21 protein-coding genes and 1 tRNA gene are annotated in these 26,519 nt (G+C 61.2%); 12 read left to right on the forward strand and 10 right to left on the reverse strand.

Translation table 11 applies throughout. The annotated features are described in order from the left end of the window. Positions 1-59: 59 nt before the first annotated feature. The 6 genes from WDZ78_RS22410 to mnhG are packed head-to-tail and all read left to right on the forward strand — an operon-like array spanning position 60 to position 6,060. On the forward strand, positions 60-2,978 hold the full coding sequence (locus tag WDZ78_RS22410) for a monovalent cation/H+ antiporter subunit A (RefSeq protein WP_425674283.1): 2,919 nt from the start codon (positions 60-62) through the stop codon (positions 2,976-2,978). Then, positions 2,978-3,313, forward strand: coding sequence for a Na+/H+ antiporter subunit C (locus tag WDZ78_RS22415; protein ID WP_003503487.1), 336 nt, complete (start codon positions 2,978-2,980; stop codon positions 3,311-3,313). The genes WDZ78_RS22410 and WDZ78_RS22415 overlap by 1 nt, the downstream gene beginning before the upstream one ends. Beyond that, entirely contained in the window at positions 3,310-4,956 is a 1,647-nt protein-coding gene (locus WDZ78_RS22420) for a monovalent cation/H+ antiporter subunit D (protein ID WP_165001562.1), read from the forward strand. The genes WDZ78_RS22415 and WDZ78_RS22420 overlap by 4 nt, the downstream gene beginning before the upstream one ends. Continuing rightward, positions 4,953-5,441, forward strand: coding sequence for a Na+/H+ antiporter subunit E (locus WDZ78_RS22425; RefSeq protein WP_425674284.1), 489 nt, complete (start codon positions 4,953-4,955; stop codon positions 5,439-5,441). The genes WDZ78_RS22420 and WDZ78_RS22425 overlap by 4 nt, the downstream gene beginning before the upstream one ends. Continuing rightward, positions 5,438-5,719, forward strand: coding sequence for a K+/H+ antiporter subunit F (locus WDZ78_RS22430; protein ID WP_112356015.1), 282 nt, complete (start codon positions 5,438-5,440; stop codon positions 5,717-5,719). Before WDZ78_RS22425 ends, WDZ78_RS22430 begins: the two co-directional genes overlap by 4 nt. Beyond that, positions 5,716-6,060 carry a monovalent cation/H(+) antiporter subunit G gene (mnhG, locus tag WDZ78_RS22435; protein WP_425674285.1) on the forward strand — a complete coding sequence of 115 codons (345 nt, stop codon included), beginning with the start codon at positions 5,716-5,718 and terminating at the stop codon, positions 6,058-6,060. Before WDZ78_RS22430 ends, mnhG begins: the two co-directional genes overlap by 4 nt. 366 nt (positions 6,061-6,426) lie before the next feature. On the opposite strand, the gene WDZ78_RS22440 is transcribed toward mnhG, so the two are convergent. The 5 genes from WDZ78_RS22440 to WDZ78_RS22460 all read right to left on the reverse strand — a co-directional run bounded on the left by WDZ78_RS22440 (position 6,427) and on the right by WDZ78_RS22460 (position 12,772). Then, positions 6,427-6,502: transfer RNA gene (locus WDZ78_RS22440), tRNA-Phe, on the reverse strand. Positions 6,503-6,784: 282 nt separating this feature from the next. Beyond that, the gene (locus WDZ78_RS22445) at positions 6,785-7,216 is read right to left on the reverse strand and encodes a hypothetical protein (RefSeq protein WP_020010959.1); all 432 of its coding nucleotides are present in this window, start codon (positions 7,214-7,216) and stop codon (positions 6,785-6,787) included. A 149-nt stretch (positions 7,217-7,365) separates the two neighbouring features. Continuing rightward, positions 7,366-9,582, reverse strand: coding sequence for a 3-hydroxyacyl-CoA dehydrogenase NAD-binding domain-containing protein (locus WDZ78_RS22450; RefSeq protein ID WP_425674286.1), 2,217 nt, complete (start codon positions 9,580-9,582; stop codon positions 7,366-7,368). A 147-nt stretch (positions 9,583-9,729) separates the two neighbouring features. Further along, positions 9,730-10,938 carry an acetyl-CoA C-acetyltransferase gene (locus tag WDZ78_RS22455; protein ID WP_425674287.1) on the reverse strand — a complete coding sequence of 403 codons (1,209 nt, stop codon included), beginning with the start codon at positions 10,936-10,938 and terminating at the stop codon, positions 9,730-9,732. Between the two features lie 37 nt (positions 10,939-10,975). After that, a complete protein-coding gene (locus WDZ78_RS22460; protein ID WP_020010962.1) occupies positions 10,976-12,772 on the reverse strand; it encodes an acyl-CoA dehydrogenase C-terminal domain-containing protein in 1,797 nt (598 codons plus the stop codon). Positions 12,773-13,149: 377 nt separating this feature from the next. Between WDZ78_RS22460 and podJ the strand changes: the two genes are divergently transcribed. The 4 genes from podJ (at position 13,150) to WDZ78_RS22480 (ending at position 19,511) form a co-directional block, all read left to right on the forward strand. Then, positions 13,150-16,899, forward strand: coding sequence for a cell division protein PodJ (gene podJ / locus WDZ78_RS22465; protein WP_425674288.1), 3,750 nt, complete (start codon positions 13,150-13,152; stop codon positions 16,897-16,899). 264 nt (positions 16,900-17,163) lie between these two features. After that, a complete protein-coding gene (locus tag WDZ78_RS22470) occupies positions 17,164-18,090 on the forward strand; it encodes a sulfite exporter TauE/SafE family protein (protein WP_020010964.1) in 927 nt (308 codons plus the stop codon). After that, positions 18,087-18,914 (forward strand): TIGR02186 family protein, encoded by an 828-nt coding sequence (locus WDZ78_RS22475; RefSeq protein ID WP_020010965.1) that lies wholly within the window; start codon positions 18,087-18,089, stop codon positions 18,912-18,914. Before WDZ78_RS22470 ends, WDZ78_RS22475 begins: the two co-directional genes overlap by 4 nt. A 159-nt stretch (positions 18,915-19,073) precedes the next feature. Further along, complete coding sequence (locus WDZ78_RS22480; protein WP_425674290.1) at positions 19,074-19,511, forward strand: universal stress protein; 438 nt, start codon at positions 19,074-19,076, stop codon at positions 19,509-19,511. A gap of 78 nt (positions 19,512-19,589) precedes the next feature. Here the strand turns inward: WDZ78_RS22480 and pdeM are convergent, their stop codons facing one another. Next, positions 19,590-20,318, reverse strand: a complete 729-nt coding sequence (gene pdeM / locus WDZ78_RS22485) for a ligase-associated DNA damage response endonuclease PdeM (RefSeq protein ID WP_425674291.1) — start codon at positions 20,316-20,318, stop codon at positions 19,590-19,592. 28 nt (positions 20,319-20,346) lie between these two features. After that, complete coding sequence (locus WDZ78_RS22490) at positions 20,347-22,866, reverse strand: ligase-associated DNA damage response DEXH box helicase (RefSeq protein WP_425674301.1); 2,520 nt, start codon at positions 22,864-22,866, stop codon at positions 20,347-20,349. 122 nt (positions 22,867-22,988) lie between these two features. Here WDZ78_RS22490 and WDZ78_RS22495 point away from each other — a divergent pair, with 122 nt between their 5' ends. Then, positions 22,989-23,492: an RrF2 family transcriptional regulator gene (locus WDZ78_RS22495; RefSeq protein ID WP_425674292.1), complete on the forward strand. Its 504-nt coding sequence runs from the start codon at positions 22,989-22,991 to the stop codon at positions 23,490-23,492. A gap of 98 nt (positions 23,493-23,590) precedes the next feature. Then, complete coding sequence (locus WDZ78_RS22500; protein WP_425674293.1) at positions 23,591-24,052, forward strand: carboxymuconolactone decarboxylase family protein; 462 nt, start codon at positions 23,591-23,593, stop codon at positions 24,050-24,052. Positions 24,053-24,078: 26 nt separating this feature from the next. Here WDZ78_RS22500 and WDZ78_RS22505 read toward each other — a convergent pair whose 3' ends face one another. The 3 genes from WDZ78_RS22505 to WDZ78_RS22515 all read right to left on the reverse strand — a co-directional run bounded on the left by WDZ78_RS22505 (position 24,079) and on the right by WDZ78_RS22515 (position 26,481). Continuing rightward, complete coding sequence (locus WDZ78_RS22505) at positions 24,079-24,720, reverse strand: YitT family protein (RefSeq protein WP_425674294.1); 642 nt, start codon at positions 24,718-24,720, stop codon at positions 24,079-24,081. Between the two features lie 73 nt (positions 24,721-24,793). Next, positions 24,794-25,405, reverse strand: coding sequence for a YitT family protein (locus WDZ78_RS22510; protein ID WP_026363783.1), 612 nt, complete (start codon positions 25,403-25,405; stop codon positions 24,794-24,796). A 134-nt stretch (positions 25,406-25,539) separates the two neighbouring features. After that, positions 25,540-26,481, reverse strand: a complete 942-nt coding sequence (locus tag WDZ78_RS22515; protein WP_425674295.1) for a methyltransferase domain-containing protein — start codon at positions 26,479-26,481, stop codon at positions 25,540-25,542. Positions 26,482-26,519 lie beyond the last annotated feature (38 nt).

Raw genomic sequence — 26,519 nt, forward strand, 5'->3', positions numbered from 1 at the left:
TCGGAGGCGTCGGAAACCCGCCGTAGGCTCCCATTCCAGAGAGAAAACCGCCGCCGCATATGATACTTGCAACCATTCTCCCATTTATTGTCGCATTGCCCTTCGTTGGCGCGCTCCTGACGGCTTTCATGCCGCGCGAGGGTGTAGCCGCAGCCCCCGCCTCCGTCGCGGGCGCAGTCGCCCTTTTCGGGCTGGTCAGCAGTATCTTTCTTTATGCGAGCGTCAGTGGCGGCGCGGTTCTTAAATATGATGTGGAATGGCTGCCCCAGCTCGGCCTGAACTTTACCCTGCGGCTGGACGGGTTCGCCTGGATTTTCTCAATGCTGATTACCGGCATCGGCCTGCTGGTGGTGCTGTACGCCCGTTACTACATGTCGGCTGAAGATCCGATCCCGCGTTTTTTCGCCTTCTTCCTCGCCTTCATGGGCTCAATGCTCGGCGTGGTCCTCTCTGGCAACGTCATCCTGCTGTCGATCTTCTGGGAAATGACGAGTATCTTCTCGTTCCTGCTGATCGGCTACTGGCACCAGAATGCCGGCGCTCGCGACGGTGCGCGCATGGCGCTGACAGTGACCGGCATCGGCGGCTTCAGCCTTCTGGCCGGGCTGCTGATCCTCGGCCACATGGCGGGAAGCTATGACCTCGACAAGATCATCGAGGCCGGCGCCGCCATTCGCGCCCATTCCCTCTATTTACCGGCGCTTATTCTCATTCTCGGCGGCGCGCTGACGAAGAGCGCGCAGTTTCCGTTCCATTTCTGGCTGCCCAACGCCATGGCGGCGCCCACACCCGTTTCCGCCTACCTGCACTCCGCCACGATGGTGAAAGCAGGGGTATTTCTGCTCGCACGGTTCTGGCCGGTACTGGCAGGCACGCCGGAATGGTTCTGGCTGGTGGGTGCGGCCGGCATCATCACGCTGCTGCTCGGCGCTTATTTCGCCATGTTCCAGCAGGATCTGAAGGGGCTGCTGGCTTATTCCACTATCAGCCACCTCGGCCTTATAACCACGCTGCTCAGCCTCGGCAGCCCGCTTGCGGCGGTTGCGGCCATCTTCCACATGGTCAACCACGCCACCTTCAAGGCCTCGCTTTTCATGGCGGCGGGCATCATCGATCATGAGACCGGGACCCGCGACATGCGGCGCTTAAGCGGGCTCTATACCTATATGCCCGCGACTGCGACGCTTGCCATGGCGGCGAGTGCGGCCATGGCCGGCGTACCCCTGTTCAACGGCTTCCTTTCCAAGGAAATGTTCTTTGCCGAGGCCGTCGAAACCCATGCCGACTCGCTGCTGGACCGGGCCCTGCCCTATGTCGCGACGCTGTCTGGCGCATTCGCCGTCGCCTATTCGCTGCGTTTTATCCATACGGTCTTCTTCGGCCCCAAACCCGTTGACCTGCCCAACCCCAATCCGCACGAGCCGCCGCGCTGGATGCGTTTCCCGATCGAGTTCCTGGTTTTTGCGTGCCTGATCGTCGGCATCGTTCCGAGCCTGTCCATCGGCCCGTTCCTGCATTCGGCCGTGCTTTCCGTTCTCGGTCCGCAGACGCCAGTCTACAGCCTGTCGATCTGGCACGGTTTCAACCTGCCGCTCATCATGAGTATCGCGGCGCTGATCGGCGGCGTGACTATCTATGTCCTGCTCGGCGGTTATTTCTCGCGCTGCGACGACGGCCCGCCGGTCTTCCGGCATTTGCGGGGACAGCGCATCTTCGAGCGCATTCTCGTCACCGTGTCCTGGAAATGGGCGCGGTGGCTGGAAAGCAGGCTCGGCACGCGGCGTCTGCAGCCGCAGCTTAGACTTCTCATTCTCGTGGCGCTTCTTGCCGGTTTCTCGCCTCTGTTCCTTTCGGAATTCTCCCTGTCGCTGCCGCGCGTGACGACATTCGACCCGATCTTCGCCATCCTCTGGCTGATCGGCATGATCGCCGCGATGGGGGCTGCCTGGCAGGCGAAATATCATCGCCTCGCCGCCCTCGTCATGCTTGGCGTCTCCGGGCTCGTCACCTGCCTCACCTTCGTCTGGCTTTCCGCGCCGGATCTCGCCATCACCCAGCTATTGGTGGAAATCGTCACCACGGTTCTCATCCTGCTTGGCCTCAGATGGCTGCCGAAACGCTTCGAGAAGGTCGACAGCAGCAATGAATTCCCGGCGCAGCTTCGCCGCGCCCGTGACTTCCTGCTGGCGGCCGCAAGCGGCATCGGCATGTCCGTCATCGCCTATGCCGTGATGACGCTGCCCGTGCCGAACGCGATTGCGACCTATTTCCTGGAGCGCGCCTATACAGAAGGCGGCGGCACCAATGTCGTCAACGTCATCCTTGTCGACTTCCGCGGCTTCGATACATTCGGCGAAATCGCTGTTCTGGCCATCGTGGCGCTTACCGTCTTTGCGCTGCTTCGCCGTTTCCGCCCTGCCCATGAAAGCATCGGGGTGCCGGAACAGCAGCAGATGCAGAACGCCTTCGATGCGGAAAGACCCGACCGCAGCAATGGGGACACGGTTCGCGACTATCTCTACGTGCCATCAATCGTGATGCAGTGGATGTTCCCTGTCATCATCACCTTCTCTATCTTCCTGTTCATGCGCGGCCACGATATGCCGGGCGGCGGCTTTGCGGCCGGTATCACCATGGCGATTGGCTTCCTGCTGCAATATCTCGCCGGCGGCGCGCGCTGGGCGGAAGACCGCATCCGCATCCTGCCGTTGCGCTGGATGGGCTTCGGCCTTCTGATGGCGGCGGCGACGGGCATCGGCTCCTGGTATTTCGGCTACCCGTTCCTGACGTCCTATTTCCAATATACGGAAATACCCTATATCGGCAAAATGCCCACGGCATCCGCCCTGTTGTTCGATCTCGGCGTCTTCTCGCTGGTCGTCGGCTCCACCGTTCTTATCCTGATAGCACTGGCACACCAATCGTTGCGTAACTACCGCGTTCGCACGCCTGAAGCCGCAAAAGCGGAGGACGTGTAATGGAACTCATTCTTGCAATCGGCATCGGCATCATGACCGGCTCCGGCGTCTGGCTGGTGCTGCGCCCACGAACCTACCAAGTCATTGTCGGGCTGTCGCTGCTGTCCTATGCCGTCAATCTCTTCATCTTCGGTGTCGGCGGCATCAAGACCAATGCACCGCCGGTGCTGGTCAACGGTGTCGACAGCTCGACGCTCGCCGACCCCGTGCCGCAGGCGCTGGTGCTGACGGCCATCGTCATCGGCTTTGCCACCACCGCATTGTTCCTCGTCGTGCTGCTCGCCGCCCGCGGCCTCACCGGCACCGACCATGTGGACGGGAGGGAGTCGAAATGATGTCGTTCCCCTTCCACATCGTTATCGCCCCCATTCTGGTGCCGCTGATCACAGCAGCCCTGCTGCTATTCTTCGACGAGCGCCAGCGCGTGGCGAAAGCCGCCATCAGCCTCACCTCTACCGTGCTGTTGCTGGTGGTCGCCATCCTGCTGTTCCGCGAGGTGAACTCGACGGTCAATACCGAGATCGCCGCGGTAGTTTCGAGCGGCGTCTACCTGCTCGGCAACTGGCCGGCCCCGTTCGGCATCGTGCTCGTCGCCGATCGCCTCTCCGGCCTGATGGTGCTGTTGACGGCGCTGCTTGCCATTCCGTCTTTGATCTATTCCATGGCCAAGTGGCACAAGTCCGGCGCGCATTTCCATTCGCTGTTCCAGATGATGCTGATGGGCGTCAACGGTGCCTTTCTCACCGGCGACCTCTTCAATCTCTTCGTTTTCTTCGAAGTGATGCTGGCGGCCTCTTATGGGTTGCTGCTGCACGGTTCCGGCCAGCAGCGCGTCAAGGCGGGGCTGCATTATATCGCCATCAACCTCGTTGCAGCGCTGTTCTTCCTGATCGGCGTCAGCCTCATCTATGGTGTGACCGGCACGCTGAACATGGGTGACCTCGCCCATCGTATCGAAGGCCTCAACTCCGACCAGCGTATGCTGCTGGAGACCGGAGCGGCGGTTCTGGGCGTTGCGTTTCTGGTCAAGGCCGGCATGTGGCCGCTGAATTTCTGGCTGCCTTCCGCCTATGGTGCGGCGTCGGCCCCGGTCGGCGGGCTCTTCGCGATCATGAGCAAGGTCGGCATTTATGTCATCGCCCGCCTGTCCTTCCTGCTTTTCGGGCAGACGGCAGGGGAATCCGCCGGTTTCGGCCATGACGCCCTGCTTGTCGGCGGCATCGCCACCATCATCTTCGGGGCCATCGGCGTTCTTGCGTCACAGGCGCTGGGGCGGCTCGCCGGCTTTTCTGTTCTCGTCTCATCGGGAACGCTTCTTGCCGCCATGGGCACCGGCAATCCGACGGTTGCGGCCGGCGCGCTCTATTACATGGTCAGCTCCACGCTCACCATCAGCGCCTTCTTCATGCTGATCGAGCTGGTGGAACGCGGGCAGGATGCGGGCGCGAACGTTCTTGCCGTGACCATGGAAGCCTATGGCGAGGGCGAAGATGAGGATGAGGAGGAAGAAGTCGGCGTAACCATGCCCGCCACCATGGCGGTGCTCGGTGCGTGTTTTGCCGCCTGCGGCATTCTTCTCGCCGGCCTGCCGCCGCTCTCGGGCTTCATCGCCAAATTCTCGATGCTGACCGCCATTCTCAACCCTTCCGGGCTTGGCGCCAATGACAGCGTTTCCACGCTTTCCTGGTGGCTTGTGTTCCTGATCGTTTTTGCCGGTTTCGCCTCGCTGATTTCGATGACGCGCGCCGGCATCCGCACCTTCTGGGCCTCCATCGAGGGAACCGTGCCGCGCGTGCTGGTCATCGAAATCGCGCCCATCATGCTGCTGCTCGGCCTGACGCTCGCCATGACCGTGCAGGCAGGACCGGTGATGCGTTACATGCAGGAAACGGCGCGTATTCTCGATCTGCCGGCGAGCTATATTCAGGGCGTCATTTCCGCGCCGAGGGCGGGAAGCAATCCGGAGGCGGAGCCATGATCAGCCGTATCCTGCCCTACCCGCTGCTGACCCTCTCGCTCATCTTCTTCTGGATGACGATCAACAGCTTTTCGCCGGGGCACCTGCTGCTCGGCGCCTGTGTCGCGCTTATCGCCTCCTGGGCGATGGCGTCGCTGAGGCCAGCCAAGCCGCGCATCCGCAACTGGCACAGGCTGGTGCAGCTGATCTTCATCGTGCTTTATGATATCGTCAGGTCCAACCTCTCGGTCGTGAGGATCATCCTGTTCGAGCGCGAAAAGAACCGGAAGTCCGGCTTCCTCGCAGTGCCGCTCGATATTCGCGACCCCATGGCGCTGGCCGTTCTCGCGACGATCCTGACTTCAACGCCGGGAAGCGCATGGCTCGAATATAATTCCAGCCAGGGCACGCTTCTCATTCACGTTCTCGATGATGTGGATGAGGCCGCCTGGATAAGCCTCATCAAGAACCGTTATGAAAAACTGCTGATGGAGATATTCGAATGAGTTCGATTATCCTTTTCTGGTCCTTTTCGCTCGCGCAGCTCATGCTCGCCATCGCAATGACGATATCAGTCTATCGCATCGCCATCGGCCCGCGCGCGCAGGACCGCGTGCTGGGCGTGGATACGCTCTATGTCAACGCCATGCTGCTTCTCCTGACCTTCGGCCTGCGCACCGGCAACGACATCTATTTCGAGGCATCGCTGCTGATCGCCATTCTGGGCTTCGTCTCCACCGTCGCCCTCTCCAAATTCCTGATGCGCGGCGAGGTGATCGAATGAACGAGGTACACGAATTTCCGCTCTGGGCCGCCATTGCCGTGGCCTTCTTCGTGCTGCTCGGCGCCGCGCTGACGCTGATCGGCACCATCGGCTTTGCCAGGCTCAACAGCTTCTATGAGCGCCTGCATGCGCCAACCCTCGGCACCAGCTGGGGCACCGGCGGCATCGTCATGGCCTCGATCATCTATTTCTCAGTTTCCGGCGACCGCTTCGCCTTCCACGAAATCTTCATCGGCATTTTCATGACGGTGACGACCCCGGTTTCCCTGATGCTGCTCGGCCGGGCGGCACTTTATCGGGATCGGGCGGAGCAGAATACGGACAATCGGGAGCATTTGTAATTCGCCCAGATCAAGACCGTTTCGGAGCGATGACCTTGCGAAAAGTGAGGGAAATTCTTCTGCTTCGGTCTGTCCTAACTCCATTCACGATATCCGATTTGCGAGCCGGAATTTCATGGGTCCAGCCATCTCGTCGGGGAGACGAAGGCGTCGAAATACACGACGCCGGGCGGCAAAGGGGATGCACCGACATGGTTCATTTGCGTGCGCCCTCCAACGACTTGAAATAAACAAGCTCGGCAGATGGCTACATCGGAACTGTCAAAAAGCATATGATAGGAAGAGCCGATGGGCCGGAAGGCCCCGCCTTGTGAATGGGGCAAGCCACCACATAACCAATTCACTAGATAATTGATTTGAGAGAAATGGTGCCCGGAGGCGGATTTGAACCACCGACACGCGGATTTTCAATCCGCTGCTCTACCAACTGAGCTATCCGGGCACTTCAGGTCCTTGAAGAACCTCCGCTTTTGGCGGGCGGGGCCGTTTGGTGCCCCGAAAGTGAGCGGGGTTATAACATCTTGTTCGGACATGGCAAGCGCCATAGCGAAGTTTTTTGACAGTTTTTTCACAGCGGCTGTGGATGGCTGGAATGCGTGTCCGGCAGAGGCCGGATCCTGGCTGGAAATCCACTCTCCGCCATCAGCCGGGCCTGATCGGCGTTCGACGGGCGGACGCGTTCGGAAAGGGTCGCAAGGTTACGAGAGGGCGCAGCGTGGGGCGGCTATGCCCCTTCACTGCGCCGCGCAGCAAGGCCAAGCGCGAAAGGCACCACGGCCACCAGCGCCGCCATGACGGGCGAAGACGCGAAGATGCGGCTGGCAAGCGAGGTGACGGCGACGGAGCGCACCACCGTCATCACTCGGGAATTCTCGCGGTCGCGCTCATGGTGGGGCTGTGCGGGTCTGTGACGGGAATGTTGGGCCGCCTCCAGCCGTTTGACATCGCGGCGGATCTTGTCGACCTGTTTGCGAAGCTCGTCCAGTTCGGCGCGTAGCGCCGGGTCGATGATATTGGCGGCACGCGTTCTCCTCGCTGCGGGTTTTGCCACCTTTGCTTCGGCGGCCACAGCCTCGGCCTCTTCGTCCAGTTCGGCCAGTTCATCGTCCAGGTCGGATGGCTTGTCGAAACCGTGGGATCGCAGTGGTGCTTTCATCGCTGTCTCCTGAGGCGTGCTGAATTGCGGCGGCGGGCGTCTTTCGCCCGGTCACGCCCTTTCAACGCCTCAGCCGGGCAAAGGATGCACGGAAAGCGGCATAATAAAACAGGCCCCGAAGGGCCTGTTCAGTAATCTCTCCGGAAACCTTACGCCGCCTTGGCGGCGCTGGCGTAAGGATCGAAACGACCGTAGAAGGTTTCGCCCTTGGCGGCCATCTCCTTCAGGAGCGGCGTCGGCTTAAAGCGTGGGCCATAGGCCTCGCTCAGCTTTTCAGCCAGAGCAACGAAAGTCTTCACACCCATGCCGTCGATATAGGACAGCGCGCCGCCGGTATAGGGGGCGAAACCGAAACCGAGGATGGAGCCGACATCGGCCTCACGCGGATCGGTGACGATGCCTTCTTCCACCGTGCGGGCGGCTTCCAGAGCCACCGTGACGAGGAAGCGCTGTTTCAGCACTTCCATATCCACATCCTCCGGCTTCTGTTGCGGATAGAGATTTTTCAGGCCGGGCCAGAGGGACTTCTTGGCGGGCTTTGGCGGGTAGTCGTAAAAGCCCTTGGCGTTCTTGCGGCCAAAACGGCCCTCGCCTTCCACCAGCTTCTTCACCAGCTCCATATGGCGCGGATCAACGGCCTTTTCGCCGAGATCGGCGACGGTGGCTTTAAGGATCTTGTAGGAAAGATCGATCGCCACCTCGTCATTCAGCGCAAGCGGACCGACCGGCATGCCGGCGAATTTGGCGGCATTTTCGATCATGGCGGGCGGTACGCCCTCGATCAGCATGTCATAGCTTTCCGCCATGTAGCGCAGCACGCAGCGATTGACGAAGAAGCCGCGCGTATCGTTGACGACGATCGGCGTCTTCTTGATCTTGGCCACGTAATCCAGCGCGACGGCCAGCGCCTTGTCGCCCGTTTCCTTGCCGAGGATCACTTCCGTCAGCATCATCTTCTCGACCGGCGAGAAGAAGTGAATGCCGATGAAATCGGTCGGGCGCTTCGAGTTCTTCGCAAGCCCGGTGATTGGCAAGGTGGAGGTGTTGGAAGCAAAGATCGCGCCTTGGGGCAACACGGCTTCCACCGCCTCGATGACCGCCTTCTTCACGTCGCGGTCCTCGAAGACAGCCTCGATGACGAGATCGGCATCGGCGAGCGCCTTGTAATCCGCCGTCGGAGTAACAAGGTCGAGCAGGGCCTTGCCCTCATCCTGCGTCAGCCTGCCCTTGCCGATGGCCGCCTTGACGCTTTCCTCGCAATGGCCCTTGCCCTTGTCGGCGGCTTCCTGATCGCGGTCGACGAGAGTGACGGGGATGCCGGCTGCGGCGGTGACATAAGCGACAGCAGCACCCATGAAGCCAGCGCCGACAACGCCGATCTTCTTGAACTCCGTTTTCGGCTGGCCAGCCGGGCGGCGCGCGCCCTTGCCCAGTTCCTGCATGGAAATGAACAGCGAGCGGATCATGCCGAAGGCTTCCTTCGAGCGAAGGATTTCGGTGAAATAACGCTGCTCCACCTTAAGCGCCGTATCGAAGGGCAATTGCAGGCCTTCATAGACGCATTTGAGGATGGCAAGTGCTGCCGGATAGTTGCCGGCGCTTTCCCGGCGCAGAATGGCGGGAGCGGCAGGCCACAGCTGGGCTGCAGCAGGCGTCCAGATGCCGCCGCCGGGGGCCTTGAAGCCCTTTTCATCCCAGGGTGCGACCGGCTTCAGGCCGTCCTTGATCATCTGCTTTGCGGTGGCGACCAGCTGATCCGGCTCCACCACCTGGTGCACCAGACCCATGGCCTTGGCGCGTGCGCCGGTCAGCGACTGGCCCGTCGTCATCATCTGCAGCGCCGATTGCGCATCGGTCAGACGCGGCACGCGCTGGGTGCCGCCGGCGCCGGGGAAGATGCCGACCTTGACTTCCGGCAGGGCGATCTTGAGGCTTTTGGCGCTGGAGGCCACGCGGCCGTGGCAGGCGAGCGAGAGTTCAAAAGCGCCACCCATGCAGGTGCCGTTGATGGCCGACACCCAGGGCTTGCCGTTGGTCTCGATCTTGCGGAACAGGCCAGTCATCCGGCCAACCAGTTCGAACAGCTTTGCCGCCGCCTGATCCGGGTTCATCGCCTTCTCGTCATTGTAGAAGGAGAACATCGACTTGATCATCGAAAGATCAGCGCCGCCGGAAAACGTGCTCTTGCCGGAGGTGAAGACGACGCCCTTGACGGCAGCGTCGGCGACGGTCGCCTCAACAATGGCGTTCAGTTCGTCCATCACTTCAGTGGTGAAGACGTTCATGGATTTTTCCGGCATGTCCCAGGTAACGAGGGCAATGCCGTCTGCGTCCGTCTCGATGGTGAAATTGGTATAAGTGCTCATTTGGGATTCCTCTTCCCTGAATCTTCATGGCCGCTTCGCTTTCTCCGTCATCCTCGGGCTTGACCCGAGGATCTAAGCACTGGGGATAGATCCTCGGGTCAAGCCCGAGGATGACGGAGGAACCGTTGCGGTATCAGCCGAAGCCTCTTAAACCCGCTCGATAACGGTTGCCGTGCCCATGCCCGCGCCGATGCAGAGCGTGACCAGTGCGGTGTTCAGGTCGCGCCGTTCCAGCTCGTCCAGCACCGTGCCAAGGATCATCGCACCCGTGGCGCCCAGCGGATGGCCCATGGCGATTGCGCCGCCGTTGACGTTCATCTTGTCGTGGTCGATCTCGAAAGCCTGCATGTAACGAAGCACGACGGCGGCAAAAGCTTCATTGAGTTCGAAGAGATCGATATCGGCGAGCGACATTCCGGTCTTTTTCAGGAGCTTTTCCGTCACATCAACGGGGCCGGTCAGCATCAGCGCCGGGTCGGAACCGATATTGGCGAAAGCCTTGATGCGGGCGCGCGGTTTCGCGCCCATCGCCTCGCCGCCCGCCTTCGAGCCAACCAGCACGGCGGCAGCGCCATCGACGATGCCGGACGAATTGCCAGCATGGTGCACGTAGTTGATACGCTCCACTTCCGGGTGGGCCATGATGCCGACTGCTTCGAAGCCGCCCATTTCACCCGGCATCTGGAAGGAGGGGTTGAGGGAAGCCAGCGCCTGCATGTCCGTGCCGGGGCGCATATGCTCGTCACGGTCGAGGATCGTCAGGCCGTTTGAGTCCTTCACCGGAATGACTGATTTGTTAAAATAGCCCTTTTCCCAGGCATGCGCCGCACGCCTCTGGCTCTCGACGGCATAGGCGTCGACATCGTCACGGGAGAAACCATACTTTGTGGCGATGAGATCGGCCGAAACGCCCTGCGGCATGAAGAAGGCCGGGAAGTTGACCGAGGGGTCCATGTACCAGGCGCCGCCCGACATGCCCATGCCGACGCGGGACATGCTCTCGACGCCGCCGGCGATGACGATATCGTCCGAGCCGGCCTTGACCTTGCCGGCCGCGAAGTTGATGGCATCCAGACCCGAAGCGCAGAAGCGCGAGATCTGCATGCCCGGCGCCCTGTTGGAATAACCGGCTTCGAAGGCGGCGGCTTTCGGGATCACCGCACCTGCATCCATGACCGGATCGACGCAGCCCATGATGATGTCGTCGACAGCAGAGGTGTCGAGCCCGTTGCGGTCGCGGATGGCTTCCAGCGTCTTGGCGGCCAGGCGAACGGAAGGCACCTCATGCAGGCTGCCATCCTTCTTGCCGCGTCCGCGCGGGGTGCGGACATGGTCGTAGATATAAACGTCGGTCATAAACTCTCTCCCTGCGGCGTGTTTACCGCCAACCTTCTCAGAATGCTTCCGCAGCCAGTTCCATCATGGTGTCCGCGCCGGTTTCGATGCGGGCCTTGCGCAGCGCCGTTTCCGGCATGATGCGCTCCATATAAAACTTTGCCGTGACGAGCTTGGTCTTGAGGTAATCCTCGTCCGAAGCGGCACCGGTCGCAAGCGCTTCGCTGGCGGCTTTCGCCATGCGCGCCTGCATGTAACCCAGCACCACGATGCCGAAGAGGTGCATGTAGTCGGTCGAACCGGCACCGGCATTGTCGGGCTTGGCCATGGCGTTCTGCATGAACCACATGGTTGCGGCCTGCAGGTCGTTCAAGCCCTTCTTCAGGCCCTTGGTGTAGAGGCTGAGCTTTTCGTCGGCGCGGTTTTCCTCACAGAAATCGCCGATTTCCTTGAACAGCGCCATGACGGCGCGGCCGCCATTCATGCCGAGCTTGCGGCCCACCAGATCAAGCGCCTGGATGCCGTTGGCGCCCTCATAGATCATGGTGATGCGGGCATCGCGGACATATTGGCTCATGCCATGTTCCTCGATGTAGCCGTGACCACCAAAGACCTGCTGCGCCATGACAGCATGGTCGAAGCCCTTGTCGGTCAGCACGCCTTTCAGGATTGGCGTAACGAGGCCGAGCAGGTCGTCTGCCGCCTGGCGCTGCTTCTCGTCAGCGGCGCGGTGGGCGATATCGGATTGCAGCGCCGTCCAGAGGAGGAAGGCGCGGCCGGCCTCGTTGTAAGCCTTGATGGTCATCAGCGTGCGGCGGATATCGGGATGCACGATGATCGGATCGGCCTTCTTGTCGGGGAATTTCGCACCGGAAAGCGAACGGCCCTGAATACGCTCGCGGGCATATTCGACAGCGTTCTGGTAGGCGATCTCGCCAACGGAGAGACCCTGCAGGCCGACGCCGAGGCGGGCTTCGTTCATCATCACGAACATGGCGGAGAGACCCTTGTTCTCCGCACCCAGCAGATAGCCCGTCGCGTCATCGTAGTTCATGACGCAGGTGGCGTTGCCGTGAATACCCATCTTGTGTTCGATCGCGCCGCAGGTGACGCCGTTGCGTTCACCGAGCGTGCCGTCTTCCTTCACGAGGAACTTCGGCACAATGAAGAGCGAAATGCCCTTGGTGCCTTCCGGCGCACCTTCGATGCGGGCAATCACCAGATGGACGATATTGTCAGTCATGGAATGTTCGCCGGCGGAGATGAATATCTTCTGCCCGGAAATCTTATAGCTGCCGTCGCCCTGCGGCACGGCCTTTGTGCGCAGCAGGCCGAGATCGGTACCGCAATGGGGTTCGGTGAGGTTCATGGTGCCGGACCAGGAACCTTCGACCATCTTCGGCAGGTAGGTTTGCTTCTGCTCCTGCGTGCCATGCACGAGGACGGCGGCAATCGCACCCTGCGTGAGGCCCGGATACATCATCAGCGACAGGTTGGCCGACGACATATATTCGCCGATAGCCGCATGCAGCGTATAGGGCAGGCCCTGCCCGCCGAACTCCGGCGGAACGGCAAGACCGATCCAGCCGCCTTCGCAATAGGCGTCGTAGGCGTCCTTGAAACCATCTGGCACGGAGACCGAACCGTCATCGGCGCGCTTGCAGCCTTGGCTGTCGCCGGAAAGGTTGAGCGGGAAAAGCCGCTCCTCGGCAAGCTTTGCGGCCTCACCGGTGATCGCCTCGATCATGTCGGGGGTTGCATCCTCAAAGCCGGGCAGGTTGTTATACCGCTCCAGGCCGAGAACGTCGTTCAGGATAAAAAGCGTGTCTTTGACTGGGGCCTTGTAAACAGGCATTACCGATGTTCCTCCGCATCGTGGGGGCCGGCGATAATCCGGCCGATATGGGATGACAATATTTGACGTGCGCGTAAACGTCAAACAAATTTCGGCGGAATATCGCCTCCCCTTTTCCGCGGAATGGATGGCCGGTCCTGCTCATGGCTCTCACGCGCCACAAAAGTTAAAAAATTCCGACCATAGTTAACCACTTCTTTACCACGTTTCGTGAATTCTCCCGAGAGAGGTAACTGCTTCGTACTCCGGCGCATTTTCCTCAACGGGGGCAAATACCGGCTCTGGAATTGCTGCATGTTGCGGCGACGGCGTGTTCAGGCAGGCAACGTCGCGACAGATAACCGGGCACGGCGGGCGGAAGCGAAGCGAGCGAAAAGATGAACGGATTGCGATCGAAAAACCAACAGCCAAGCGACAGATCGTCTCTTGATGCTCTCAATCGCACCATTGAAGGCCTCGAAGCCCGCATCGAAGGGCTGATGAGCCAGAAGTTTCCGCGCGACCCTCGGGGTGCGAGCGCTCAGGCCGAGCCCAAAAACGAAGCTTATGCCGCGCCCCGCGAGCCACGCGCCAGTGTTACCCCGCCGCAGCTCGACCCCGTGAACGAAATCCGCCAACGCCAGCGCCTCCTCGAAGCAAGCTTCCAGCGCCCGCAGGAACCCGCCGCCCGCCCGGAACGGACGATTACCAGACCGCTTGCGCCGGAATACCGTCCGAGGGACGCGCAGCAGGCCGCAGCCGCTCCCGCCCCGCGTACACGTTCCATTCCGTCCTATCAGGAACCGCAACGCAACGACGCGGCCCTGCAGGAGATTGCGCAGGCGCTCGTCAATCTGCGGCATGAACTGAAGCACGATATTGCCGAGGGCGTTGCGCGCGAAGCGCAGGGCCTGCGCGCCGAAATCCGCAATATTCGCGCAGTCGCGGAAGACCAGCAGTTCATTGGCGACCTGCGCGACGATATCGCACGGCTGGCCGGCAGCATAGACCAGCTCGGCAATCTGGCATCGCCTGACGCCTACGGGCTGCGCAACGAATTCGAAGACCTGCGCCTGACGATCGACCAGCTTGCGCGCGAAGACAGCGTGCACCGGATCGAAAGCCGCTGGAACAATGTGGAAGACACGCTGCGTGGTTTCGACGCCGGCGCGCTGCAGGATGAGATCGTTTCGCTCGCCTATCGTCTTGATGACATCAAGACTCAGCTTGGCGGCATGAGCAACAATCCGGCCGTGCGCGTGCTCGAAGACAAGCTGATCGCGATTGCCAGCGCCGTAGAGCAGCTCGGCAAACATATGAAGCCGAACGAGGCCGCCTTTAGCGAGCAGTTTTCCGGTCTCGACCAGCGGCTGGATGAAATCAGCCGCGCCATTGCCGCCACCGGCACACGCGCGAATGCACAGGCAACGGACAATGCGCTGGCGCAGCGGCTGGAAACCCGGCTGAACGGCCTTTCCGAACAGCTCGGCGACATCAACCGCCTTGCCGCCGCCAAGCCGGAACCGGCGCTCGATCTCACCGCCCGCCTTGAAGCGCTGGCCGGCAAGATCGATGAGCTCAGCACCGCCCGCGACGCCGCCCAGCTGCACGAGCGGCTGGACCAGCTCTCCCTGCTGCTGGAGCGTTCGCAGCGTCCCTCGCAGCAGGCGGAGCTGACATCTTTTCTGAGCGATATTTCCCGCAAGATCGATGCGCTCGACCACGGCGCCGTCAATGACGGCCTGGCCGAACGGCTCGACACGCTGTCGCGCCGGATCGAGGACCTCGACTATCGTTACAGCCAGCCGCAGGCCGCATCCGGGCTCAGCGAAAGCGCCTTTTCGCGTCTGGAAGAGCGGCTCGGCAATATTGCCGCCCGCCTGGACGAAACCGCCCACGCCGCGCCCGCCGACAGCCATGCGCTGGCCAGCCTCGAAAACCAGATCGCGCATCTCTCCACGCTGATCAGCCAGCCGGTGCAGATGCAGGCGACAGGCATGTCGCCGGAACTCGACGCGCGTATGGCGGCGATCGAAGACTACATGGCGTCGAACGATGAATATATCATCGAAGCGGCGCGGCAGGCTGCCGAAGCAGTTCTGGATGCCTATACCCGCAACAATCTCTCGGCCGGCGCAAACATCGCCGACATGACGATGCTGACCGATCTTGCGACCGACCTGCGCAGTCTCGAAGCGCTGAGCCGCAATACCGAAGAGCGCACGCACCGTACCTTCGAGGCGCTGCATGAAACGCTGGTGCAGATCGCCGGCCGGCTCGACAGCCTCGACAACGCACCCGCCTATCGTGACGAAACGCCCCGCAACGTCGCGCAGCAGATGGTCGCCCCCGCCCGCGAAGAAGCGCCCATGCCGGCCGCCATCTTCCCGGAGGAAGGCTATATTGCCGAAGAACAGGCCCTTCTCGACGATAGCAGCGAAAACGACGCGGCAACGATCGTACCACCCGCCGCCGCAAAGCCCGCAAAAGCGGAAAAGACAAGCCTGCTTGCAGGCCTGACGAAGCGTTTCAAGACTGGCACGGCGAAGACCGCCAAAACAGCTGAAGAACCCGTATCGGCCTCCTCCACCCGCACGCAGGTCGAGCCCGCTCCCTCGCTCGATCCGATCGATGTGCTGCCCGCAGGTCAGGAGAACGAACTTCTGGAGCCGGGTTCGGGTGCGCCCGATATCAAGAAAATCCTGGAACGCGTGCGCGCCAGCCAGGTGGCCGCCAGCGGCAAGGCTGCGGATGCGGAAGGACGGACGGATTTCATCGCCGCCGCCCGCCGCGCAGCGCAGGCCGCCGCCATGGAAACATCGCCGGAAAAGCTTGAAACCGGCAAGAAGAGCCGCAAGGCCGACACCTCGGCACTTTCCCGCTATCGCCGCCCGCTGCTGCTTGGCATCGGCGCCATTCTTCTTGCCATGATGGCCATGCCGCTCGTCAAGACGCTGATCGGCGGCGCGGAAGCCCCGGCGCCGGTCATCGAGCAGAAGATGGACAATGGCCCGGTTTCAGCACTTCCCGAGACTGGCGAAAAGGCCGTCACCATTCCGTCCGATCTCGCCATCGATCCGGAACAGTCGGCATCCGCTGACAGCATCGAAAATACCGCACCGGCGCAAAATATCATTGATAATCGCACCATAGGCGGTGCGCCGCTGCCGGACGAGCCGCCGGTTGCCGATGTTCCCGCTGTGGATCCCGCAAATTCCGGCACCGTCGCGCAGAACGAAGCTCCAAAACCGGCTGAGGTCGCCGCCACGGCCGCTCCTGCCCAGGACGCCATCCCGGTTCCCGCTGGCATCGAGCCCGCATCGCTTGCCGAAGCCGCCGCCAAGGGCGATACGCAGGCACTGTTCGAGATCGCAGCGCGCTACACCGACGGCCGCGGCGTTGCCGCCGACCGTGCGGAAGCGGCAAAGTGGTACAAGCTGGCTGCCGATCGCGGTCTTGCGCCCGCGCAATATCGTCTTGCCAATCTTTACGAGAAGGCGAACGGCGTCGAACGTAACCTTGCCGAAGCCAAGCGCTATTACACGCTGGCGGCCGAACAGGGCAATGCCGGCGCCATGCACAATCTCGCGGTCCTGCTCGCCTCCGACGCGGCCGGTCAGCCGGATTTTGCCGCCGCCGCACAATGGTTCATCAAGGCCTCCGACCTCGGTGTGCGCGACAGCCAGTTCAACCTCGCCATTCTCTACGCCCGCGGCAGCGGCGTGAAGCAGGATATCGAAGAATCCTACAAGTGGTTCGCCATCGCCGCCAGGGACGGTGACGCCGACGCCGCCCAGAAGCGCGACGAAGTGGCAGGGGCACTGAACCCGCAGCAGCTTCAGAGCGCCAAGGCCAAGGTGGACGCCTGGAAGGTCAAACCGCTTTCGGAAGACGCCAACAGCGTCAACCCGCCTGAGGAATGGGCCGGCAAGGAGGGGCTAAAGACCGCCTCCGTGGACATGGAAAAGGCGATCCGCAATATTCAGGCGATCCTGAACAAGAACGGTTTCGACGCCGGCCAGCCCGATGGCAAGCTCGGCAAGAACACCGTAACCGCCATCAAGGACTTCCAGAAGTCCGTGGGTCAGGCACCCGACGGGCGCATCACCAACGAGCTGGTGACCGCGCTTCTCGCCCGCAACAAGTAAGCGTTCTGGAACTGGTGAAGCGGCCCCCTTGGCCGCTTCCGGGTAACCCGGCGCAGGAATGTGGCGGCCTGTCGACACACGACCGCTATCTTTCCAAATTATCAACGTATTTACCGTTGAATGTTGACAGGTCAGGCCCTCGCGGGCATGACGGATGAAGGTCGGGCACGCCCGGTCTTTTCAGACAGAAAGTGTAAATCGCGGCGCGGCCCCCTCACCCGGACAAGCCCTGCCGCCCGGAACCATTTGCCCGAGGTCCGAGCCGTGACTGTCTATCTGCCGATCGCAGAACTGTCGGTGAATATTTTCATCATTCTCGGCATGGGCGCGGCCGTCGGTTTTCTTTCCGGCATGTTCGGCGTGGGCGGCGGCTTTCTGATCACGCCGCTTCTGATTTTCTACAATATTCCCCCCGTGGTGGCCGTGGCGACAGGCGCAAACCAGGTGGTCGCCTCCTCCGTGTCAGGCTCGATCACCCATTTCCGGCGCGGAACGCTGGACGTGAAGCTCGGCAGCGTGCTGCTTGTCGGCGGTCTTGTCGGGGCGACGGTCGGCGTGTGGATATTCTCCTTCCTGCGCAGTATCGGCCAACTCGATCTCATTGTTTCGCTGCTTTACGTCATCCTGCTCGGCACCGTTGGCGTGCTGATGCTGAAGGAGAGCATTTCGGCGCTGCGCCGCGCCGCCCGCAACGAAACCGTGACGCTGCGTCGGCCGGGGCACCACAACTGGGTGCATCGCCTGCCGCTGAAAATGCGGTTCAAGAAATCGAAGATCTATCTCAGCATCATTCCCGTCGTCACGCTGGGTTTCGGCATTGGTATCCTCACCTCGATCATGGGTGTCGGCGGCGGCTTCATTATGGTGCCGGCCATGATCTATCTCCTGCGCATCCCCACCAGCGTGGTTGTCGGCACTTCGCTGTTCCAGATCATTTTCGTGACCGCCTATACGACCGTCGTTCAGGCCGCGACCAACTATTCCGTCGACGTGGTGCTGGCCTTCATCCTGATGGTGGCGGGCGTCATCGGCGCGCAATATGGTGTGCGCGTCGGCCAGAAACTGCGCGGTGAACAGCTGCGTGCTTTGCTCGCCCTTCTCGTCCTTGCGGTTGCGCTTCGCCTTGCGGTATCGCTGGTGGTGCGGCCGGAAGACCTGTTTTCGGTCGCCGTCGGGGGGTTAGGTTATTGACCCGCCATTTGCGGCTTGCCGCCCTTGCCCTGCTCTCATGTCTTGCCCTCGGGCAAACTGCTTCGGCGCAGACGCCGCCGCTTGCCCTGCCGCCCGGGCCGCAGCAGCGGTCCCTGCTGGAAAATATCGAAATCGGCGCATCGACGACGGAAATTCCCATTGCGTCGGATTTTCGCGGGGCGGATTTCACGCTCTTCGGTGCGCTCAACAATACCGACCAGCTGCTGCTTGCCATCGGGCAATATGATATCGTCGTGACGCTGGAAGGGCCGAGCGACTATATGACCGTGCGCAAGAAGGAGCGTGTGGCGGGCATCTGGATCAATACCAGCGCCATCACCTTCACGCCGCTGCCGGAATCCTATTCCATGGCCAGCACGCGCAATATCAGCGACATCGCCTCGCCCGGCACGCTCAGGGCCATGGGGCTCGGCGTCGACCATCTGTCGCTGAAAAGCGCGGTGTTTTCCGGCGTGCCCGACAATGTCTTCGATTTTCAGGAAGCCTACCGTCGGCTCAAGCTTTCCAGCGGCATCTATCGCAACGACACGACCGGGGTGCGGCTGGAACGCACCGGCCTGTTCTGGGCGACACTTCGCCTGCCCGCAAACGTGCCGAACGGTGTACACACCGCCCGCGCCTATCTCTTCAAGAGCGGCAAATTCATCGCCCAGCGCGAATTGAAACTGCGTGTCGTCAAGACCGGCATGGAGCAGGCGATCACCGACGCGGCGCATCAGACGCCGCTTGCCTACGGCGCGCTCTGCGTTCTGCTCGCCGTCGTGACCGGCTGGGGCGCCAGCATCATCTTCCGCAAGGACTGACCGCTCTTCCTCCTGCAAAATAGGGCGCAGGCGACCCTCTGCGCCAAAGATAGCATTCGCTTCCTTCATCGGTTTGCGGTAAAATTCAAGGCGTTACAACCACGCAAACAGCTCTTGGCGGCCAGTGTGGCTGTAACCGGGATGAAAAGGAGAAATGTCATGTTCAAGCACATTCTCATTCCCACCGATGGCTCGCCGCTGGCGCAGATCGCAATCGACCAAGGGTTCGCTCTCGCCAAGGAGGCAGGCGCAAAGGTGACCGTCGTGACGGTATCGGAACCCTTTCATGTGATTGCCAGCGATGTCGAGGACATTGCCGCCATTGCCGAAGAGGAATTTCACCGTTGCGAAGAGGCGGAGCATCTGCTGCGCGATACGCAGGCGCACGCCGCCGCCATGGGGCTCGATTGCGAAGCGCTGCTGGCGCGGGCGGGGCGGCCGGACGAGGCGATCATCGAAATCGCCGACAGGACCGGCTGCGACCTCATCGCCATGGCCTCGCATCGGCGCAGGAGCTTCGTGGAAATGCTGCTCGGCAGCGTCACGGCCAAGGTGCTGAAGAATTCGAAGATACCGGTACTGGTCTACCGGCAATAGAGCATTTCCAGCAAAAATGCGTAGCGGCTTTGCGTCCGGACAATGCGTAGAAACAAAGAGATAACGGCGACGATGCGCTCAGCCGATGAGATTTGAAAACCGCACCGAATAGATGCGATCCCTCCCCATCAGATGCGCGACGAGCGCAGCATGATCGAACAGCCCGCGCATGGCTTTATGCCGCAAATCCAGCCCGCCGCTCATCACCCCGAATGCCGGCATCAAAAGCCGTGAACCGTCGGCGGCGAAACAGGGGCGTCGCACCGTTTTCTCGCGACGGCGCACGGTTGCGGAAGGATGCAGGTGCCCCGCAATTTCGCCCGCGGCATCTCCCAGCTTCGGCTCATGGCGGAAGACGAGATTGCCATAAAACATCTCGTCCACCGAAGAACCCGGCAGATCGATCGTACCGTCGGGGTCGTGGTTGCCATTGATCCATATCCACTCGCGGCCACGGGCCATCTCGCGGATGAGTTCGCGCAGCGGCAGCGGCAGATGCTCGGAACCGACGCGATCGTGGAAATTATCACCGAGACTGACGACGATCTTCGGATCATAGCGGCGGACGAGGGAGGACAGGATTTTAAGCGTGGCGATGGTGTCATAGGGCGGCAGCATGCGGCCACGCCTTGCAAAAGCCGCGCCCTTTTCCAGATGCAGATCGGAGACGACGAGCAATGACAGGTCCGGCAGGTAGAGCCCGCCCAACGGGTCGCACCAGGCGGCGACGCCGTTGATGGCGGTCTCGCTGCCAAGGCATTCGAAGCCATTGGAAAACCTGTCGCTCAATGTCAGCCGGCTCAGCACTTTTATCGTTGTTCCTTCATTGCATGTTTCAGGACATGGCCTCGGCGATAAGCTCGTCGGCGGCCTCGGCCAGCACATCGTCCATCGCTTCGCCCGCCACCGTCTCACGGCCGATTTCCAGCATGACCGGAACGGCAAGCGGCGAGACATGTTCCAGCGCGCGGTGGGTGGTGTGACCCTTGATTCGCTTCAGCATATCGCCAAGACGGCCAATGTCCAAAAGTCCAGCCGCGGCATCGCTCCGCGTCGCTTCCAGCAGGATATGATCCGGCTCATGGCTGCGAAGAACGTCATAAATAAGATCGGCAGACACCGTGACCTGACGGCCGGTCTTTTCCTTGCCGGGATGGCGGCGTTCGATGAGGCCGGAAATCACCGCACAATTACGGAAGGTGCGCTTCAGCATGAAGGATTCGTCCAGCCATGCTTCCAGATCGTCGCCCAGCATGTCCTCATCGAGGAGGTCCGCCAGTGACAGGCGGCGGGATTTCAGCCGCATGCCGATATCCTCCATCGCCCAGATGGCCAGCGAATAATCGGTGGCGACGAAGCCCATGGGCTTTGCGCCCGCACGCTCCAGCCGGCGCGTCAAAAGCATGCCGAGCGTCTGGTGCGCCAAGCGCCCCTCGAAGGGATACATGACCATGAAGAAGCGCTTGCGGAAGGGGAAGGTTTCCACCAGCAGCTCGTCGCGCCTGGGAATGATCGATTTTTCCCTCTGGATCGCCAGCCAGTCGCGCACCTGATCCGGGAGCGCATGCCAACGCGTCGAGTCTGACAGCATGGAGCGCACCTGATCCGCGAGGTAGGTGGAAAGCGGAAACTTGCCGCCGGCATAGGAGGGTATCTTCGGGTCCATGGAAAAGGCCTGCGAGACCAGACATTCATTCTCGCGGATACCTTCGAAACGCAGCACCTTGCCGGCAAAAAGGAACGTATCGCCCTGCACCAGCTGCTCGAGGAAATATTCCTCGACCTTGCCGAGCGACATGCCGCCGCGCCCGACAGTGCCCTTGGGATTGCGCCTGACCATGCGGACATTCAGTTCCGCCGCCTCGACGATGGTGCCGAGGTTCAGCCGATATTGCTGTGCGACGGCGGGGTTGGAGACACGCCAGCGGCCGTCCTTCATCTGGCGGATGCGGGCGTAACGCTCATAGGTGCGCAGCGCGTAGCCGCCGGTAGCGGTGAAATCCACCACCCGGTCGAAGGTGGCGCGCGGCAGATCGGCATAGGGCGAGGCGCTGGTCACTTCGCGGTAAAGATCGTCGGCATCGAAGGGTTCGGCGCAGGCCATGCCGAGAACATGCTGGGCGAGAACATCGAGCGCGCCTTCGGCAATCGGCGGCGTATCCTGCGCGCCGATATAATTGGCATCCAGTGCAGCGCGACACTCCATCACCTCGAACCGGTTGGCGGGAACGAGGATCGCCTTTGACGGCTCATCCATGCGGTGATTGGCGCGGCCAATGCGTTGGGCCAGGCGGCTCGCGCCCTTCGGTGCGCCGACATGCACGACGAGATCGACATCGCCCCAGTCTATGCCGAGATCGAGCGTGGAGGTGGCGACGACGGCGCGCAGCCGGTTTTCGGCCATGGCGGCCTCCACCCTGCGGCGCTGACCGGCATCCAGCGAACCGTGATGCAGGGCAATCGGCAGATTGTCGTCATTGATTGTCCAGAGCTCCTGGAAGATCAGCTCCGCCTGCGAACGGGTGTTGACGAAGATCAGCGTCGTCTGGTGGTCCTTCAGCGCAGAGTACAAATCCTTCATGGCGTAACGCGCCGAATGGCCGGACCATGGGATGCGCTCTTCCGTGTTCAGGATGGAAATATCCGGTTTTGCCCCGCCCTCGACGGTGATGAGGCCAGCGGGCGGTTCACCCTGCCCCTGCGGCGCAAGATAACGGCGCAAATCCATCGGCTCCGCCACCGTGGCCGAAAGACCGATGAAACGCACATCGGGCGCGTGCCGGCGCACACGGGCAAGCGCCAGCGACAGCAGATGGCCACGTTTGGAGGTGACGAGCGAATGTAATTCGTCGAGCACCACATATTTCAGGTCACGGAAAAAGCGCTCGGCCTCCTTGTTGGCGAGCAGCAGCGAGACCTGTTCCGGCGTCGTCAGCAGAATATCCGGCGGCTTCACCTTCTGGCGCTGGCGTTTGCCCTGCGGCGTATCGCCCGTGCGGGTCTCGATGGAAATCGGCAGGCCCATTTCGGAAACGGGTCTTGTGAGGTTGCGCTCGATATCGACGGCCAGCGCCTTGAGCGGCGAGATATAGAGCGTGTGCACGCCGACAAAGCCCGAGCCCGGCGGCACCTTGCCGCGCTCTGCCAGATCGGTGAGCGAGGCCATGAAGCCGCCCAGCGTCTTGCCGGCGCCCGTGGGCGCAATCAGCAGCATGTTCTCGCCGCCGCGCGCCCGCGCCATCAGCTCCAATTGATGGGCGCGCGGAGACCACCCTTTTTCGACAAACCATTTCTGGAATGAAAGGGGCAAGGAGCCGACATGGGTGCCGGAAATGGGAGACTCGGTGTGCTTCACCCCATCAAGGTAGTGAAAAGCCCGCGAAAAAGAAGAGCGCAACAGGGCCGCTTGACAGGAAAGCTTAATCGTGGATAAATAATATCCATGATAATGACACAAACCACACAGAGGCAAGTCGGATGAAACTCGGGGACGGCGTGGAACAGGCCATTCACAGCGTGGGCATGCTGGCGGGACTTTCCGAGGGCGGTGTGCTGTCGGCGGCGGCGCTGGCGGAATTTCACGGCGTTTCCACGAGCTATCTTCTGAAACACCTGCAGTCGCTGTCCAATTCCGGAATAGTTGCCACCGTGCCGGGGCCGAAGGGCGGTTATCGTCTGGCCCGTACGACCGACAGGATCACGCTGCTCGATATCGTGCTTGCCGTCGAAGGGCCGCAGCCTGCCTTCCGGTGTGCGGAAATCCGCCAGCGCGGACCGAACCCCTTGCCGGGACGTTATTTCACCAAGCCCTGCGGCATCAACGCCGCGATGCTGAAAGCGGAGAAGGCCTATCGGGCGGAGCTCGCCAAAACCACCATCGCCGACATTCTGGGCGATCTTGCCGCCAATGATGATGGCGGGATTGCCGCGCGCGGCTGCGCCTTTCTGGAACTGAACGAGCGCAAGACAGCGACGCGCTGAGGCCCAAAAGACAGGATCACCGAAATACCGGAAGCATCACAGCTTTCCGGACCGATGACGCATGCCCTTAAACAGACCCAACCAATGGAGAGAGACCCATGAAAACCCGTTTGAACTATGCCAAAGCATCCCCCGAAGCCTTCAAGGCCGTGATGGCGCTGGAAAACTACGTCCAGGGCAGCGGGCTTGAGCGCCGCTTTGTTCACCTCATCAAGCTGCGTGCCTCGATCATCAACGGCTGCGCCTTCTGTGTGGACATGCATGTGAAGGAAAGCCGTCATGACGGCCTTTCCGAACAATGGATCAACCTGATGAGCGTGTGGCGGGAATCCCCCGTTTATACCCAGCAGGAACGGGCGCTGCTCGGCTGGGTGGATGCGGTGACGAAGATTGCCGAAACCGGCGCGCCGGATGACGCCTTCGAGACGCTGAAGGCGCATTTCTCCGATGAGGACATCGTGAAGATCACGGTCGCCATCGGCGCGATCAACACCTGGAACCGCATCGCCGTCTGTTTCCGCTCGCAGCATCCGGTCGATGCGGCTGCAAAGGCGGCCTGACCTCTTAAACCCAAAACGGGCGGCCGCTACATGGCGATGTAGCGGTCGTTCCTGTGATTGATGGCAAGCGTGAGGTTCATGACCAGCGCGCCAAGGATGGAGCAGAGGATGACGAAAGGTGTGGCCACGAAGAACGAGCAGGCGAGCACCATGCCGTCAAAGGCAAGTTGCACGAGGCCCGCGCGCCAGCCGAAACGATCCTGCAGATAAAGCGCCAAGATGCCGAAACCGCCGAGGCTGGTGCGGTGGCGAAACAGCGCCAGCATCCCGGCCGCAACCGTCAGCCCGCCGAAAAGGGCGGCGGCAACCGGATTGATACTCTGAAAGGCGAAGAAGCCGGGCATATATTCGGAAAGCAGCGCCGTCATCGCGATGGCGCAGAAGGTCTTGACCGTGAAGGCGAGGCCGAGGCGGCGGAAAGCGAGATAATAGAACGGCAGATTGGTAAGGAAAAACACCACGCCGAAGCTGAAGCCGGTGGAATAATGCGCCAGGAAGGCAAGCCCCACCACGCCGCCCGTCAAAAGGCCCGCGGACGAAAACAGCGTGACGCCCAGCGAAACCAGCATGCTGCCCGCCAGAACGCCCTGCGCGTCTTCCAGCAGCGAATGACGATCCGGCGCGGAGGCCCAAAGGTTCAGGCGCCTGCGCGCAGTCGTATCGTCCATGCCTTTTCCCCTGATTTTCAGGCCATCGCCGAGCTATTGCACCCAAGCAGGACGGATTTCAAGCATGCTTCATTCAGCGCACGACGATATATCTGTCAGAGCGGTGATTGATGGCCAGAAACATGTTGAGGACAAAAGCGCCGACAATCGAATAGACAACCGTCGCAGGATCGATGACGAGGAAGGCGCAGAGCATGACGAAGGCGTCGAAGGCCAGCTGGATCAGACCGGCGCGGATGCCGAAACGGTCCTGAATATAGATGGCGAGAATGCCGATACCGCCGAGGCTGGCGCGGTGACGATAAAGCGCCAGCAATCCGTACCCCAGAAGCAGTCCGCCGAGCAGCGCGGCCCAGAGCGGATTGATGCTGTCAATCACCATCCAGCGCGCTTCCACCTCTGTCAGCACTGAAACGAGGCCGATGGCGATGAAGGTCTTGAAAGAGAAAGCGAGACCAAGGCGGCGGAAGGACAGGTAATAAAACGGCAGATTGACGAGGAAGAACAGAAGGCCGAAGCTGATGCCGAAGGCATAATGAAGGAGGAAGGCGACGCCGGCGGTGCCGCCGGTCAGAAGGCCGACCTTGTTCAGGAGATAAAAGCCGAGCGCCGAGACGATGGCGCCGGTGACGATGCCCTGCACGTCTTCCACCGGCGCATGTCTGGCCGGATCGGAACTCCACATGCCGTAAACGCTTCTCGTTATGCTCACGCTTTTTTCCTCTGGTTCAGACATATTTTGCACTGCAAAAAACAGCTGATCAAGATGGATAAGTAAGCAAGACTGACCTATCGTGAAAAAGGCAAGAAACGGAATGTTCAGGCTTTAGCGCGGGCAAGAAAAAGAATGCCGGAAAGGGGTTTTCCGGCATCCTTGCGAATGGTGGTTTTGCGTATTTCGAGGAGGGAAAAGCCAGTCCGCTCAAGAAGGTCGGTCACATAGCTTTTGGAATGGGCGTAACGAAGGGATTCCCGCAGGATAAAACCGTCCTCATCCCCCGCATCCTCCACCGAGAAGGCAAAAAAGCCTGAAGGCCTGAGCAGAGTAGAAACGAGCGGCATGACGGCTTCGAGGCTGCCGAGATACATCATCACATCGGCGGCGGCGACGAGACCGGCGCGGTGCTCCGCCAGCGTCGTTGTGAACAGGCCGGAGGCCTCTGCTTCCAGCGAAAGATCGGCCTGACCCAGATAATCGTAAAGCCCCTTTTCCTCCGCCTTGGCCAGCATGTTCTGGGAAATATCGAAACCCTCAAGCCGTTTTGCAAGGGCGCGGATTTCGACACCGAGGAGACCCGTGCCGCAGCCGATATCGACAATGGTGTCGAAGACGCCGCCACCCGCCGCTTTGCCGATCAGTTCCGCCAGCTTTTGCGGCACGCTGTAGTCAAGCTTCTCCACAAGCGAGGTTTCGAAACGGTCGGCATAATCGTCGAACAGCCCTTCCACATAACGGCTCGGCGGCTGCTCGGGTGTTTCCGCGGCGCCGAGAACCGCGAGCTTCAGTTCGGCTGCAAACAGCCCTTCCGTATCCAGTTCGGCGACTTTCTCGTAAGCCGCCACGGCTTTTGCGGTCTCCCCCGCCTTTTCATGATATTCCCCGAAACGAAACCAGCCCGCCGTCCACCGTGGCGCAAGTTCAAGCGCCTGTTCCATGAGTTCGGCGGCCGCGGGATAGTCACCGCCCTCCGCCAACATGCGGGCATAGTCCGCCCGGCGGTCGGCAATGACGTCACCGGAAGAAAACTGGTTTGGGGCCATCAATTATTTCCTGAGAAGATGCCGGCTGTCATTTATCA

It is taken from the genome of Agrobacterium sp. M50-1, from assembly GCF_049843495.1.
GTDB lineage: Bacteria > Pseudomonadota > Alphaproteobacteria > Rhizobiales > Rhizobiaceae > Agrobacterium > Agrobacterium radiobacter.